The organism is [Clostridium] fimetarium, from assembly GCF_900111235.1.
In the GTDB taxonomy this organism is placed as follows: Bacteria; Bacillota; Clostridia; order Lachnospirales; family Lachnospiraceae; genus Clostridium_N; species Clostridium_N fimetarium.
Genome location: NZ_FOJI01000004.1, coordinates 1 through 15,779, shown reverse-complemented (window position 1 = coordinate 15,779; position 15,779 = coordinate 1). Strand labels below are relative to the sequence as shown.

Here is a 15,779-nt window from a genome sequence, read left to right as displayed (position 1 = left end):
CCGCTAAAAGCGCATATAAATACACGCTTCGCGAGTTTCTATATGCATCGCGGTCAGAATGGGAAGCCGCCGCCCATGCCTCCTAGGCCGCCTGTGATTTTAGACATCTGTGATTGTGTTGCTTCTTCCATCTTTCTAAGTGCTTCATTCGTAGCAGCCAAAATCAAATCTTCAAGCATTTCAATATCTTCAGGATCTACAACTTCTGGTGATAACTTAACTTTTGTTAATTCCTTCTTGCCCGATACTGTAACTTCAACTGCACCGCCACCTGCTGTTGCTGTAAATTCTTTTGTTTCCAAATCCTTGTTGCTGTCTTCCATCTGTTTCTGCATTTTTTGAGCCTGTTTCATTAGATTATTCATGTTTCCTGGCATGCCACCTGGAAATCCACCTTTTTTTGCCATTATATTAAATCCTCCTTATCATCTTCTATTTCAATATCTATTTTAACTAAATCTCTTATATCTGTAAACATATTATGAAAATCTTCATTTTGTTTTAACAAAATCGCCTTTAGATGAACATGCCTATTCGTCTTTTGTTCAATAACTTTCTCAATCTGGGCTAAATATTCTTCCCGATTAACATAATTAAATGCTGACAATGCCTCAAAGATTAATTCCAACGTACCACCATCTTCAGAAATAGTTACATGGGCACTCATTAACATCCCGTAAAGCGCTCCATCCTCAAGTGACTGAATTATATTATTCCATTGAGTAGCTACCGTCTTAAGTTCTTCCGGGAGTGCTTCTATCACCCTTTTCTTTGACTGTTGGTCCTTATCCATACCGTTATCTAAACGCCCCTGCGTGCCACCACTAGCCGGAAATCCGGAATTCCCTTGCTGCATATTAACCTTGACGCCCTCTTCTAACTGCTTTTCAATCATCGTAAGTCTGCTAATTATATCTGGTATCTCTTTACTTTGCTCCATTGCTGGTTTCGTTAATTTTATTAATGCTATCTCCACTAGAATTCTCTTCTGTGATGAATATTTAATATTATTAGATAATTCTGAAAATATTCTAATATATCTCATCAACGTATCACTATCCACTAATTGAGACTGTTCTTTTAATAACTCTAAATTCTCGGCTGATGCATCAATAACATCTTCTACATTCTCCGAAGATTTGATAAGCAAAAGATTTCTAAGATACCATACAAAATCTATTACAAACTGCCCTAAATCTCGACCTTGAATTACAAGTTCCTCAAGTAAATGAATGCATCCGGCTATATCTTGCCCAAGTACCTTTGAAAGTAGTTTGCTAAATACTTCTGTATCTACAGCTCCAAGTACCTCTAACACATTATCATATTTTAAATCCTTACCTAAATAAAATGCAATACACTGATCTAATAGACTAAGTGCATCTCGTAGCGATCCATCTGCCGCCTTTGCAATATAGCGAAGTGCCTTCTCCTCGACATTTACTTTTTCTGAAACCATAAGTTCACTAAGTCGATCTGTTATCGTATCAATCGAAATCCTTTTAAAATCATATCTTTGACATCGCGATAAAATCGTTATCGGAATTTTATGAGCCTCAGTGGTCGCGAGTATAAATATTACATAAGCTGGAGGTTCCTCCAAAGTCTTAAGCAATGCATTAAACGCACCTATAGAAAGCATATGAACTTCATCAATAATATAAACCTTGTATTTTCCTGAAGTAGGAGAATATTGAACTTCATCTCTAATCTCACGGATATTGTCTACACCATTGTTAGATGCTGCATCGATTTCAATTACATTCATTGAAGTTCCCGCTGCAATTGACAGACAAGTTTCACACTCACAACAAGGACTACCATCTACTGGGCGCTCACAATTAACTGCTTTTGCAAGTATCTTTGCAATTGTCGTCTTACCAGTTCCTCTTGTTCCACAGAACAAATAAGCATGTCCAATTCTATCGGCTTTTATTTGATTTTTCAAAGTTGTTACAATATGGTCTTGGCCCTTGACATCTGTAAAATCATTAGGACGCCATTTTCTATATAATGCTGTATATGACATATTCTGTCTTCCTTACTAATATTTGTTTAGATACTAGTCACCAAAGTTAATTCCGAGTAGCTTCGCTTCCTGTACGATAGTTGATTGTGGATCGACATATTTCAGCTTTCCTGCAACATCTTCCAATGCCACTTTCACCATCTCACCATTTTTAATTCCAACCATAACTCCATATTCCCTTTTGAGAATCAGATTCGCTGCTGCTGCACCAAACCTAGATGAAAGAACCCTATCATATGGACATGGACTGCCACCTCTTTGCATATGCCCCGGAATAGCAACTCTAATTTCTTGTCCTGTTTTTTCCTCAATCGCATGACCGATTTCATAAGAAATGGATGGATATTTTGGATTTCTTTTCTTTTCTTTCAAATCTTTTTTTGAAAGTGCTGCTTCTTCTTTTGAAATAGCACCCTCTGCAACTGCTAAAATAGAGAATCTCTTACCTTGTTTCGTTCTATTTTTAATTGCTTCAACAATTGAATCAATATCGTATGGTATCTCTGGGATTAGAATAATATCAGCTCCACTTGCAATACCTGCATATAATGTCAGCCAACCAACCTTATGGCCCATAACCTCAACAATAAATACTCTACCATGAGAGGATGCCGTTGTATGAATATTGTCTATCGCATTCGCCGCAACCGTTACTGCACTCTGAAATCCAAATGTGATATCTGTTCCCCAAAGGTCATTATCTATAGTCTTTGGAAGTGTAATAATATTAAGGCCTTCTTCTCTAAGTAAATTCGCTGTTTTGTGTGTTCCATTACCTCCAAGAATAACAAGACATTCAAGTCCAAGCTTATAATAATTATTTTTCATAGCCTCTACTTTGTCTAATCCATTCTCATCTAGCACTCTCATTAATTTAAATGGCTGTCTTGAAGTTCCAAGAATTGTTCCACCTTCTGTTAATATTCCAGAAAAATCACTATACTGCATTGTTCTATAATTTCCATAAATAAGACCTTTATAGCCATCTTCTATTCCAATTATTTCAAAATCTTCACCTGAACCATACAATGCTTTTGCAACACCTCGCATGGATGCATTAAGACTTTGACAATCACCACCACTTGTTATTATTCCAACTTTTCTCATGATTGCTCCTTTTCATATTCGTATAAGACAATATAAAATTTACAATGCTCAATTATACAAAAATATATTCCTATTATATAATAAAACCTGTTCAAATACAAATAAAAAGACATTTGCCAGATTAAAATTATTAACCAACAAATGTCTTAAAATTCATCTAAATATATTTTTTTAATAATCCGCGCGTATTGCTTCGAATAGGAATCCCCAGACGTTACCGATATAGTTAGCTCAGTTTAGGCGACCCTCCGGCACACAAAAGGTTTCACTTAATGCTGCTTCATTCCTGACCTGACATGATTCATGAATTTCTGTTGCGAAAGACCCAAACGTCAACACCACTTATATCGGGCAGCTCCACAAATTTTACCCTAGGCAATACATCACTCCTGCTGTAGCGGATTGCAGGTACAGGGTGCCGCTAACTCCCCAGCTGCGCGGAAATTTTATAAACAAATCTAATAACTACCAATTGTGTGATTCTGTGAATTCCAATTGACAGTGTATTGAAAGTATATAAATAAATCCTTTGTTTGTCAAGGTCTGCGCTAGATTTAATATATTATTTTATAAACATTTTATTATATTACATTTTATTACTTAAAATACACTTATTTCTGTGTTATAATTATTTTTACTATATAACGGATTTTTGAAAGGAAATTATGACAGTCCATGAAAAATATATGAAAGCAGCCATTAAACAGGCTCTAAAGGCGCTCAAACTTAATGAGGTACCTATCGGATGCGTTATTGTACATAACGATATCATTATTGGCCGTGGTTATAATAGACGTAATACCGACAAAACAGCCCTTGGTCATGCAGAAATAACGGCGATTAAAAAGGCAAGTAAATATTTGGGAGACTGGCGCCTTGAGCAGTGCACGATGTATATAACGCTTGAGCCTTGTCAGATGTGCTCTGGCGCAATTGTGCAGGCGAGAATCCCAATGGTCATTATAGGTGCAATGAATCCCAAAGCTGGATGCGCTGGTTCTATTATTAATCTTTTACAAATGCAGCAATTTAACCATCAAGTTGAAATTGAAAAGGGAGTGCTTGAAGAAGAATGTACCTCACTTCTTACTAACTTTTTCCAAGAACTACGTGAGTTAAAAAAGGCAAAAAATAAGAATGGAGCTCCAAATGAATCTAGAATATGAATTTGACGATATAAGTTTGAGAATATTAGATAAGCGGTATGCATCTTTGATTCTGCCTTTTTGTGATAAAAACAAGGAAATATTTGAACAGTATGAAATAGACAAGCCTTTGAATTTCTATACTTTAGAATTTCAAACAAAACTTATAGAAGCTGAATTTGAAGGATTTCTGCACGGAACATACGTTAGATTTTATATGTTTGATAAAAATATTCCTAACAAGATAATTGGTACAATTTCTTTTTCTGACATGAAAAGAAATGCATTCTTTTCATGCCAGATAGGATATAAAATAGATTCCGAATATATAAACCATGGCTATGGTTTTAAAATGCTTTCCAATTCAATAAAAATTATGGAAAGTGAATGTCATATGCATCGCATTGGAGCTTACATACTTCCAGGTAATGAGCCTTCAATCAAACTAGTAGAAAAAGTTGGCTTTCAACTAGAAGGCATTGCAAAATCTTATGTTTTAATGAATGGTAAATGGATTGACCACCTTAGCTATGCCTACATTTCTAATCCAAGCTAATTTTATATATAGACTTCCATATACCAATATCCAAAATACGGGTTTCTGCAATCGCTTCTATGGCTTTTTTTGAAATTATTAAATCCAAACATGGAAGACATAAATTTTTCTCTATTACTGTATACCCCTGGTATTCCTATGAAATACAGGTTCTTTTCTCCATTTCTTTGAACTTTTCCAAATAGTATATGCTTATATCCATAATAACCGTGCATAAGAAAACTATTATTATACATATTGGTATCTGACAGTGGCAATTCTTTAATATCTTCTGGAGTTACCTCTACACAATCATAATAATCATCATCTGAAAAAGCATCAATTATATTCTTTTTCGAAAAAATAGTAGTCCAATCTGATTGTTTTTCCAAATTGCTACCTAAAGTTTCTTCTTTCTTTGAATATTTCACTTCCGCTGCTTCTGTTTCCAACTGTAATTCATCAACTTCTGGTATCGCATCCTCCATAAATGATTTTCTTATTAACGGTGAGTCATCTTCTTCTCGAGAACCATTTACCAGCTGAACTACATCTTTTACTTGTGTTTCAGATATTATTTGGGATTCATCTTTCTCTTGTGTTTTATTCACCAACTGCGCTGCATCTTTGTCTTGTGTTTCATTATCCTCGGATTCTGATTTTTTAACAGATTCAATTGCTTTATCATTTATAACTCTTATTTCTTCTGGAAACACAATCTTTGAAGTGTTAATTTCTTCATCATCCCACTGGCTTGCTAACACATTATGGCGATCATTTCTATTCCCAATAAATATTCCACCTATATTAGAAAAACTATAACCTGAATTATTAATATTTCCTGGGTATGTAATATCACCATATTCTCCTAAACCATTTTTTACTGTCATATTTCCTAGCTTAACGCCAACAATGTCGCCATCTTTTCTTACAACGAAATATACTCCATAATCTTCTGGTTTATCAGTATATACGCCTTTTAGACTAACATTAATTTTGCACTGCCCATTTCTAATTTCCACCTTAGCAAAGCCGACATTTTTATCTTTTTGTCCATTGTTGTACGTATAAATGTATGAAACTAATCTTTTATAGTCAGACAAAAAATCACTCTCCTTTATCACATACATATGAAAGGAGAAGTGGTTTAATGTTAAAAATTTTTGTAATTTTATATTTTTAATTTTTTGCTTCTTCAAACATCTTGCAAGGGCTAATCTTTTTGATTCCAAATGAAACAGTTAATATTGTAATCAGTCCTAGCATACTGATTACCAAAGGTGTCATTAATATTAAACTTATATCTATGTAGAATGCACAATTTAAAATACCATTTGATGCAAGCATCATTGCCATCATTGGATTCGTCCCAATATATCCTAATATTGAACCAATAATCGAAGCTAATAAAATGACCGGCATTTCACTAATAACAACATGCCCGATAAGCTGATTTGATGTGAACCCAAGTGCCTTAGATACACCTAATCTAGTCCTTTCCTTTAATATTCTGACCCTAATAACAAGAAACATTACAAATATGATTATAAATGCAGTAATCATAACGCAGCCTATCACAATGATTTTGATTGAAGATGAGAATGTTTTCAACATGATATCTATTACTTCATACCAATTAATACACTGGACTTTTTGATCTTTATATGAATTATTAATTTTTGTAACAAATTGATTTGTGTTTACATTTTCCTTAAGATGTATCAATAATTCTTTCTCTTCATAATAGGGAACTAATTTTTTCATTCCTTGTGTTGTGATTTCTGCGCCTCTGCCATTCCTGCTCAAATGCTGGGTTATCCCAACTACCAGAAATTCTCTTGTTATGTCATTATATTTAATTGATATGGTGTCTCCAATTTTTGCTCCAAGTTCATCAAGCACAATACTGGTGATTGTGATTTCATTATCATTACATGGCATTCTTCCCTTTACACATGTATTGATTTTTAGATTGCTATAATCCTGCGTAATCTTTATGTTGGCACTGCTTTCTTTCCCACTATAGTCGATTATTCCATCATATGAATTTATTCTTACGGTACTTTCTACTTCTGGCATTTCCGCGATTTCATCAAATATTCTATCTTCATCTTCCTGTGCTGTCATTTGTACATCTGCGTTTTCCATTCCCGTAAGTTTTATCATTTCAGTATTATCAACAACAAAGTTATAATACATCGTAAATGCAAAAACACAGATTACGCTTAATAGCATAACTATTATTCCGACCATAAAATTTTGTTTTTTATTGTAAATAAATGCTTTAATTCCAAGTGCTATGTTTACATTTAATTTAGTCTTATCCAACGGAATACTGTTCCTTTTAAAATTGTGAGTTCCAATCCCATTTCTGAGCGCAGTAAGTGGCGTTATTTTTTTTATTTTAACAGCGCTGAAGTATGCAATAGCGAGCACGGAAAGCACAATTACAACAAAACTCACAGTCACTGCCTTTAGACTTATGTCAGTCTTCCATCTAAGGCCTATTGACGAGGATACAATTCCACTTACCGCTGGAGATACTAAAAGCGAAGAAATGATACCAACTATATATCCCACTATTGCGATAATCATATACTCTAACAAAATCGAATTTAATATTTGCCTTGTTGTGTATCCTGTCGCTTCCATTGCTCCAATATTTTTAATATTATTTTCAATGTGCGTTGCTGTTGAAAATCTGATAACAATTAAAGCAATCGCTAGTACAATAATTGAAAATGTAACTAATACAGCCATGATAATATTAATAAATACAGATGAACCTGTTTTCATTGTTGAGTAATTAAGTGATGCATAACTTCCATCCCCATCTGTGATGACTGATTTTAATTTATTCGTATACTGATTTTCAAAATCTTCTGATTTGTTTATGTTATTTGTAATTACTGGAGTATAACTACATTTAACTCCATAATCAGGATTATTAATCAAATCATTCAATTTTTTATCAACTATAAATAATTTATATGTACTTACATTACTAGGGTTTGCAAATATTAAATCCTCATAAAAACCTGCAATCTCGAAGTCTATAGATTTACCATTTACAGAAAATCTTAAAGTATCTCCTGTTTTATATTCTCTAGAAACTTTTAGAACATAAGGGACAATAATTCCATTTTCAGGGATTATGTTTGCTTGATCGATTATATGAACAGTCGATATTGCTCGCTTCGTGCCAATATTTAATAGGATTGATGACATGGAATAGTTTTTTTCACCAACATTTATATCTTGAAATTCTGAAGACAATGACATTATGGCGTCTTCTCTTTCCATATATTGAAATCCATCAATTGACTCACAAATATCCTTCACGGCTTTATCAAATTTACCATCTACGATAGCAATGAAATGTGCTCCATTTACTTCGGTATTTTTATTTTCAATAAATGTTCCAATATTTGCAAGTACATTCGTTCCTATGTATAAAAATACCGTAGTAATAGCGATTAAAATAACCAATGTTGCGGTAGAAAATTTTGCCTTCTTAATATTGTTTTTTGCAATCATAAAAAGTTTCATTCTACCACCCCATTCTCTCGAGAAATTCTCTTAATTTGTTGTGTCTACTGTTATCATCCTTTGCATATGTTCCGATATTTAATTCATCTATGATTACGCCGTCTTTTAAATATAATATTCGATTGGCTCTTCTGGCTGTTTTCATATCATGCGTTACCATAATTATACTCTGACCCAGTGCATTAATATCAGTCATTACATCTAGGACATTTGTTGAATTCGTTGAGTTAAGTGCACCTGTTGGCTCATCTGCGAATACGATTTCAGGGGAGTTGATAAGAGCCCTAACAATTGCTACTCTCTGTGCTTCACCACCTGAAAGCTGAGATGGATATTTGTTATAGCACTCCTGGGTCATTCCAACTTTCACAAGAAGCTCCTTGGCTTTTTGTGCAATTGCCTTTTTGTCCTTGCTCACAAGAAGTCCACTTATAATTATGTTATCAAGCACGCTCATCGTATCATTCAGATACATTTGTTGAAACACAAACCCGCAATGTTTTCTTCGAAATATTGCAAGTGTATCATTTGAATACTTTGAAATCTCTTCACCCTTAAATGCAATACTTCCAAGTGTAGGTTTATCCATTCCGGATAACGCATATAAAAGTGTTGACTTTCCAGATCCCGAGCTTCCCATAATTACAGTGAAGTCCCCCTTTTTAATGTTAATATTCATATTTTTTAAAACGTGTTGCATCACACTTCCATTGGAATAAGTTTTGCATAGCATTTCTGCTTTTAAAATTATATCTTCCATTGTATTTCCCCTTTTCTTATAAAATCCTTATGATTTCTTTTAAATTTTTATAAATCTTTATGGTTTCTTTTAAATACTTGTAGATATTTATGGATTTCAAATGCAAGTGTTATCCTACCTGCCAATACATAACAAAAAGACTACCGTTTGCAATTTGCTTTCCATAGTCTTATTATATATTACTGTTTATTAATAGGTCTTTTACCAACTCTTATGAATTTCTTAACTGTTTCTTAAATATAACAAAAATTACCATGCGTTTATCCGAATTTTTTGAATTATTTCATTTCCCCTAATATCAAATAAAAAAAGGTACCCCACGCCTTTGTAGGATACCTATGAATAGAACATATTGCTACAAGTTTCCACTTATCACGAATATACTATATCACGCTAAAAGTATTCACCTAATTTTGATTTATATACATAACTTTATATGATTTTTGAAAAATTTAAAATTCTTCCACTAATAAAACATCCTGCCTTCCCACTTATCACCTTAAACTATCTTTATATGTATTTCCACTACAAACCCGTCCTCATTATAACAATCAAAAGTTCCTCCCATACCTTCCATAAACTGTCTCGCAAGATACAATCCCAAGCCGGAACCCGATGATTTTTTTTCCGTTTCTTGGGAGCCCCTATAAAACTTTTCGCATACAAGCGGTAGTTCATTGTCATCCACGCCGCCTCCATAATCTCTAACTTTTATGCCAAGGATTTTTTCTGGTTCATTCATGTCAAAACGTACATCTATTTCTGTTCCTGCATATTTATAAGAATTACTTATTATATTATCAATTACCTGTCCAAGTCGTAACGGATCACATTTTATAAGGCACTCCGTTACGCTATTTTGAAAATGTATTTTTTCAAAATTATTGATGCCCATAAACATCTGAGTGATTATTGTACTTGGTTGCTCAGTTATATTTACTTTTAACATCTCAAGTTCCTCCAACGTCGTGTGAAACATGTCGCTGATTAACTTATCAATTACATCAGCTTTGTTATAAATGACTTCAATTTTTTCTGCAGTCTCGCCAAGTGCATTTCTGTCTAAACTGGTTCCAAATTTAATATCTTCTTCACTTCGAAGCTTCACCTGTAATAATTCGCAAATTGCTTTAATCGTAGCTACCGGCGTCATTATATCATGAGAAAGTTCAGCCACTAATTCTTTTTTGCTAATATTAGCCTTATATTCACTCTGTTTTGCCTTCATAAGTTCTTCCCTCATCATATCGAAGCTCTCAGTAAATGCACCAAAATAGTTGTTTTTATCCATCAAAAGTTGAAACTCCAAATCTCCCTCAGCAATTTTTGCAGCAAACCGCTTCATTTTTGCAAATGGCTTTAAAATTTGAACATATATTATGCCAACAATAACATAAAAAATAATGAGTGTTGCTAAGAATGCAACTGTAACTAATTTTATAACATCTTTCTTCATCCTATTTTCTTGATTATCATCAATCAGGAAAATGACCTTTCCAATTAACTTTGTCTCATTTTCATTATTAATATTAGATGTCAAATCAGCAACTGTACTTCTACTTTTCATCGCATCAAATATAACTGAATTATAATTTTCATCGTCAACATACACTACCTTATATGACAAATTATCAATCTCGCCCGTTTTGGAAATACTATACTGTTGCTTATCAAACTCTTTTTCAATACTTTTTACCACATTATTTACCTTGGTAACATCAACAGTTTCAATATTTGTCTTATTAATGTATCCAAATGTAAATGCATATATGATAATCAGTATTAGTGTCACACCGATTATAATCTTATTTATTTTCATATGTTCCCCCAAATATATTTAATGCTCCAGCAATTCAAATATGTATCCTGTACCCCAGACAGTTTTGATATACCTTGGGTTATTTGGATTTTCTTCAACCTTTTCACGAATTTTCCTGATATGTACATTTAAAGTCCCATCACTAAAAAATGTATCACCCCAGATTTGTGCAAATAATTCATCCTTTGTAATCACTTTGTTTTTATTGGAATAAAGATAGTAAAACAGCTTGAATTCCTTGGTCTTAAGACCTGCATCTTTTCCGCTAATGTATACCTTCATGGCATCGACCTCTATTCTAAGCTCGCCACATATATTGTCATTCAAAGAACTGGAATTTGTATCATTACTTTTGTCAACTATACTTTTGCCTTCATAACGCTTCAATATAACCTTAACTTTAGCAAGAATTACGCTAAGTGAATAGGGCTTCTTGATGTAATCATCACCACCAATATTCAAAGCGATCAACACATCGTCATCGCTTTGTCTTGCGCTAATAAAAAGAATTGGCACATCCGTTTTTTCTCGAAGCGCCTTGCATAGTACAAATCCACTGTCCGCACCAAGATTAATATCAAGCAAAATAAGCTTTACCGAATTATTTTCAGTAAAGCTCATACAATCATTTGCGTTAGTCACATATGCGCAACTAACCCCAAACATTTCAAAATATTCACAAGTTGCCTTTGCAAGCTCTATCTCGTCATCTACGATCAAACAATCACAGTTCATATCCAAACTCCCCTCCAGATACACTATTGTACACTCAGTTTCGCATTAATTATATTAGATAGTTCAGCAAACTGTTTCAACGTCAATGCCTCACCACGAATGCTTGCAGATAATTGCATTTCTTCAATAGATTCCTGTATTATCTCCTTAGAGAGTTCAATTTCTGCCCTATTGTTAAGACCATTTGCAAGTGTCTTTCTTCTCTGATTAAATGATGCCCTAATAATTTTAAACATTAGTTTCTCGTTATCCACATCGACTGGCGTTTTGGGGTGAGTTGTCAACTTTATTACTGCTGAATCCACATTCGGTCTTGGCATAAAACAGTTTGCTGGCACCTTTAAAATAATCTGTGGCTCCGCATAGTACTGAACAGCTAGCGAAAGCGCGCCATAGTCCTTGGTTCCAGGGCCAACCTGCATTCTGTCGGCTACTTCCTTTTGAACCATTATTGTAATACTTTCAAGTGGAACATGGCTTTCAAAAAGTCCCATTATAATTGGCGTGGTAATATAATAAGGCAAATTGGCTACAACTTTAATTGGCTTGCCGCCATTTCTTTCCTTTGCCAATTGATTAATGTCTAATTTAAGTACATCTTCATTAATAACTAACACATTATCATATCCACTTAGTGTTTCTTTTAGTATTGGAATAAGCTTCGTATCAATTTCTACTGCTACCACTTCTCTGGCCTGTTCACATAGAATCTGTGTCATTGTTCCAATTCCTGGACCAATTTCAAGCACAAAATCATCTTTTGTTACTCCAGCTTCTCTGACAATCTTTTCAACTACATTTCCATCTATCAAGAAATTCTGACCGAACTTTTTCTGAATTGAAAAGTTATATTTTTTAATTATTTCAAGGGTATTCTTTGGATTTCCCAAATGTTTTATGACTTGATTTTGTTCTTTATTTTCTATATCGATTTTTGGATTTTGTTCCATTTATTTCCTGCCTTTCACAACATCAGCTTGAATGATTACTTTTTACTTTCATACTGGTATCTTCTAAATCTTAAAAGAATATAGAATACCATTGCCGACAGAGAAATCACGATCAATACCACTTCCAGCGCAGGATCTGTTATTTTTGATACATTAAAAAATATGATTCCTACAAGCCAGATAATTAAACTCGCTAATTCCATACTTTTACTTTTTTTAATTCTAGCATTTATTATTTCATCATCAGATTGTTTCATGTTTTTCTCCATTTCTACGCATATGTTTGCGCAAATCAAATTTGTTCCAATTTTTTAAAATACATATCCTTTGCATTTTGATAAGCAATGCTTACCAACTCATCATACTCTACGCCTTTCAACTGTGCAATAGCACTCGCTATATATGGGATGTTAAGTGATGAATTTCTCTTGCCCCTATTGGGTTCTGGTGATAGATATGGACTATCTGTTTCAAGAAGAATCCTATCCAGCGGAATATATTCCACAACTTCTTTTAATCTCTTAGCATTTTTAAAGGTGACGACACCACCAATTCCAAAGTAAAATCCCATATCAAGGTATTCCTTTGCGGTCTCTTTTGAGTAGGAGTAGCAATGTACAACGCCGCCAAGTTCTTCAGCTTTGTGAGCCTTCATTATATCTAGCGTTTCCTTTGCGGCATCTCTAGAATGAATAATAATGGGAAGTTTCACTTCTCTTGCAAGTTCAAGTTGTCGCTCAAACCAGATCTTTTGAATATTTCGTTCTGGCTCATCCCAATAATAATCCAGACCGATTTCACCAATTGCAACTACTTTTTTATTACTTAATGCTTCCTTTTTTAGCCATTCAATGTCATTTTCCGAAAGTTCACCAGTTTCTGAAGGATGAACGCCAATTGCAGCATATATAAAATCATACTTTGCTGCCAGTTCTATGCTACTTCTTGTAGAATCCATACTGGCGCCGACATTAACAACATATTCTATTCCATTACCTGGAAGGCTTTTAATCAGTTCATTTCTATCTTCATCAAAAGCCTTATCGTCATAATGTGCATGCGTTTCAAATATCATTTCAGCCTCCTATTATGTCTCTTTAGCGAATTTCAGAACCATTTATTATATCTTTATCTACTGTAAGTACCGAAAGATTTCCGTCATCATCTCCTGCTGCAAGTATCATTCCTTCTGACAGCATTCCGCAAAGTGTCACTGGTTTAAGGTTTGTAATAACAGCAACTTTCTTACCAACCATCTCTTCTGGTTTATAATAATTTGCAATTCCTGATACAATCTGACGAACTTCATTGCCTATGCGGATTTGAGAAACAAGAAGTTTCTTAGCCTTTTTAATTGGCTCACACTGCAGTACTTCTCCAACCTGAATCTGAACTTTATCAAAATCATCAATTGTAATTTCCGCTTTCTTTTCAACTTCAGGATACTTTGGTCCTTCCTGCTCTACTTTCAATTTTTCTGCCTTTTCAAGCACTTCTGTAAGGTCTAATCTAGCAAATAAAATCTCAGGATTCTGAGTCACTTTAGTATCTGATTCATATAGACCAAATTTGTCTAAATCATCAAATTCTCTTACCTTTGCATTCAACTGTGCAAGAATCTTTTCTGCTGTCTCTGGCATAAATGGTGAAAGAAGATTCACACCAATTGTAATACTTTCAACGAGGTTGTAAAGTACCGCTGACAGCCTATCCTTTTGCGCATCCTCCTTAGCAAGTATCCAAGGTGTCGTTTCATCAATATATTTATTACATCTTTTAAATAATTTAAATATTTCTGTGATCGCATCTGCTACGCGAAGATCTTCCATCTTAGCGGCTACTTTTGCCTTCGTTCCAGTCACAAGTGCTTTTAAATCATCATCAAATTCTCCTGATTGACCAACGCTTACGATACCGTCAAAATATTTATTAGACATTGCAATTGTTCTATTTACAAGGTTTCCAAGTGTATTCGCAAGTTCCGAGTTCATTCTTTCTACCATGAGTTCCCATGTAATAACACCATCATTTTCAAATGGCATTTCGTGGAGTACGAAATAACGAACGGCATCTACGCCAAAACAATCAACCAAATCATCTGGATATAATACATTCCCTTTTGATTTACTCATTTTTCCATCCCCTTGCAACAACCAAGGATGACCAAAAATCTGCTTTGGAAGTGGCAAATCAAGTGCCATAAGCATAATAGGCCAATAAATAGTATGAAATCGTAGAATATCTTTTCCAATTAAATGCAAATCTGCTGGCCAGTATTTCGCATAATTCTCGCTGCTATTTCCATCTACATCATATCCAAGACCTGTAATATAGTTGCTTAGCGCATCAATCCATACATAAACAACATGCTTATCATCAAAATCAACTGGAATCCCCCATTTAAAAGTTGTTCTTGAAACGCATAAATCTTGAAGTCCTGCTTTAATAAAGTTATTCATCATCTCATTTTTTCTTGATTCTGGCTGAATAAATTCTGGATGGTCTTCAATATGTTTAATTAATCTGTCTGTATATTTGCTAAGTTTTAAGAAGTAAGCTTCTTCCTTAGCCACCTCTACTTCACTTCCACAGTCAGGACATTTTCCATCAACCAACTGTGATTCAGTAAAGAATGATTCGCAAGGTGTGCAATACATACCTTCATAATTACCTTTATAAATGTCCCCTTGTTCGTATAATTTCTTAAATATTTTTTGCACTTGCTTTTCATGATACTCGTCTGTTGTTCTAACGAATTTATCATATGAAGTGTTCATTAAATCCCAAATTCCCTGAATCTGTCCAGATACATTATCTACAAATTCCTTAGGCGTAATCCCTGCTTCTGCAGCTTTTGTCTCTATTTTTTGTCCATGTTCATCCGTTCCTGTCTGGAAGTATACATCAAATCCTGCTTGCCTTTTAAATCTTGCAATACTATCCGCCAATACGATTTCATATGTGTTTCCGATATGAGGTTTTCCTGATGTGTATGCAATTGCTGTTGAAATGTAATAAGGTTTTTTTGCCATGATTTTATTCTCCTTTTCATTAAATAAAGTAGGGTAACCTATTTCTAGGCTACCCCCTTATCAAACCGCACGTGCCCTATTAAGGCATACGGCTTACCAATTGCAGTTTTATAAATTA

General features: G+C 34.1%; 14 protein-coding genes and 1 other RNA gene. 2 read left to right on the top strand and 13 right to left on the bottom strand.

All coding sequences use genetic code 11. The annotated features are described in order from the left end of the window. Positions 1 to 53 precede the first annotated feature (53 nt). The 4 genes from BMY18_RS06245 to ffs form a co-directional block, all read right to left on the bottom strand. Positions 54 to 407 (bottom strand): YbaB/EbfC family nucleoid-associated protein, encoded by a 354-nt coding sequence (locus BMY18_RS06245; RefSeq protein WP_092451720.1) that lies wholly within the window; start codon positions 405 to 407, stop codon positions 54 to 56. After that, entirely contained in the window at positions 407 to 2,029 is a 1,623-nt protein-coding gene (dnaX, locus tag BMY18_RS06240; RefSeq protein ID WP_092451718.1) for a DNA polymerase III subunit gamma/tau, read from the bottom strand. Before dnaX ends, BMY18_RS06245 begins: the two co-directional genes overlap by 1 nt. Positions 2,030 to 2,062: 33 nt before the next feature. Then, positions 2,063 to 3,136, bottom strand: coding sequence for a 6-phosphofructokinase (locus BMY18_RS06235; protein ID WP_092451717.1), 1,074 nt, complete (start codon positions 3,134 to 3,136; stop codon positions 2,063 to 2,065). A gap of 179 nt (positions 3,137 to 3,315) precedes the next feature. Beyond that, an RNA gene (gene ffs / locus BMY18_RS06230) (signal recognition particle sRNA large type) lies at positions 3,316 to 3,577 on the bottom strand. 224 nt (positions 3,578 to 3,801) lie between these two features. On the opposite strand from ffs, the gene tadA reads away from it, so the two are divergent. Together tadA and BMY18_RS06220 are read left to right on the top strand one after the other, a co-directional pair. Further along, positions 3,802 to 4,302: a tRNA adenosine(34) deaminase TadA gene (gene tadA, locus BMY18_RS06225; protein WP_092451715.1), complete on the top strand. Its 501-nt coding sequence runs from the start codon at positions 3,802 to 3,804 to the stop codon at positions 4,300 to 4,302. After that, a complete protein-coding gene (locus tag BMY18_RS06220) occupies positions 4,286 to 4,837 on the top strand; it encodes a GNAT family N-acetyltransferase (RefSeq protein WP_170841321.1) in 552 nt (183 codons plus the stop codon). Before tadA ends, BMY18_RS06220 begins: the two co-directional genes overlap by 17 nt. A 2-nt stretch (positions 4,838 to 4,839) precedes the next feature. On the opposite strand, the gene BMY18_RS06215 is transcribed toward BMY18_RS06220, so the two are convergent. The 9 genes from BMY18_RS06215 to metG form a co-directional block, all read right to left on the bottom strand. After that, the gene (locus BMY18_RS06215) at positions 4,840 to 5,919 is read right to left on the bottom strand and encodes a DUF6128 domain-containing protein (RefSeq protein ID WP_092451711.1); all 1,080 of its coding nucleotides are present in this window, start codon (positions 5,917 to 5,919) and stop codon (positions 4,840 to 4,842) included. A gap of 76 nt (positions 5,920 to 5,995) precedes the next feature. Then, positions 5,996 to 8,365 carry an ABC transporter permease gene (locus BMY18_RS06210; RefSeq protein ID WP_092451709.1) on the bottom strand — a complete coding sequence of 790 codons (2,370 nt, stop codon included), beginning with the start codon at positions 8,363 to 8,365 and terminating at the stop codon, positions 5,996 to 5,998. A gap of 1 nt (position 8,366) precedes the next feature. After that, positions 8,367 to 9,125, bottom strand: coding sequence for an ABC transporter ATP-binding protein (locus BMY18_RS06205; RefSeq protein WP_092451707.1), 759 nt, complete (start codon positions 9,123 to 9,125; stop codon positions 8,367 to 8,369). 499 nt (positions 9,126 to 9,624) lie between these two features. Further along, on the bottom strand, positions 9,625 to 10,944 hold the full coding sequence (locus tag BMY18_RS06200; RefSeq protein ID WP_092451705.1) for a HAMP domain-containing sensor histidine kinase: 1,320 nt from the start codon (positions 10,942 to 10,944) through the stop codon (positions 9,625 to 9,627). A gap of 18 nt (positions 10,945 to 10,962) precedes the next feature. Next, on the bottom strand, positions 10,963 to 11,679 hold the full coding sequence (locus BMY18_RS06195) for a response regulator transcription factor (protein ID WP_092452171.1): 717 nt from the start codon (positions 11,677 to 11,679) through the stop codon (positions 10,963 to 10,965). 23 nt (positions 11,680 to 11,702) lie between these two features. After that, positions 11,703 to 12,629 carry a 16S rRNA (adenine(1518)-N(6)/adenine(1519)-N(6))-dimethyltransferase RsmA gene (rsmA, locus tag BMY18_RS06190; protein ID WP_092451703.1) on the bottom strand — a complete coding sequence of 309 codons (927 nt, stop codon included), beginning with the start codon at positions 12,627 to 12,629 and terminating at the stop codon, positions 11,703 to 11,705. 35 nt (positions 12,630 to 12,664) lie between these two features. After that, the gene (locus BMY18_RS06185; RefSeq protein WP_092451701.1) at positions 12,665 to 12,886 is read right to left on the bottom strand and encodes a hypothetical protein; all 222 of its coding nucleotides are present in this window, start codon (positions 12,884 to 12,886) and stop codon (positions 12,665 to 12,667) included. Between the two features lie 35 nt (positions 12,887 to 12,921). Next, complete coding sequence (locus BMY18_RS06180) at positions 12,922 to 13,704, bottom strand: TatD family hydrolase (RefSeq protein ID WP_092451699.1); 783 nt, start codon at positions 13,702 to 13,704, stop codon at positions 12,922 to 12,924. Between the two features lie 22 nt (positions 13,705 to 13,726). Further along, positions 13,727 to 15,661 (bottom strand): methionine--tRNA ligase, encoded by a 1,935-nt coding sequence (gene metG, locus BMY18_RS06175; RefSeq protein WP_092451697.1) that lies wholly within the window; start codon positions 15,659 to 15,661, stop codon positions 13,727 to 13,729. Between the last annotated feature and the right edge of the window lie 118 nt (positions 15,662 to 15,779).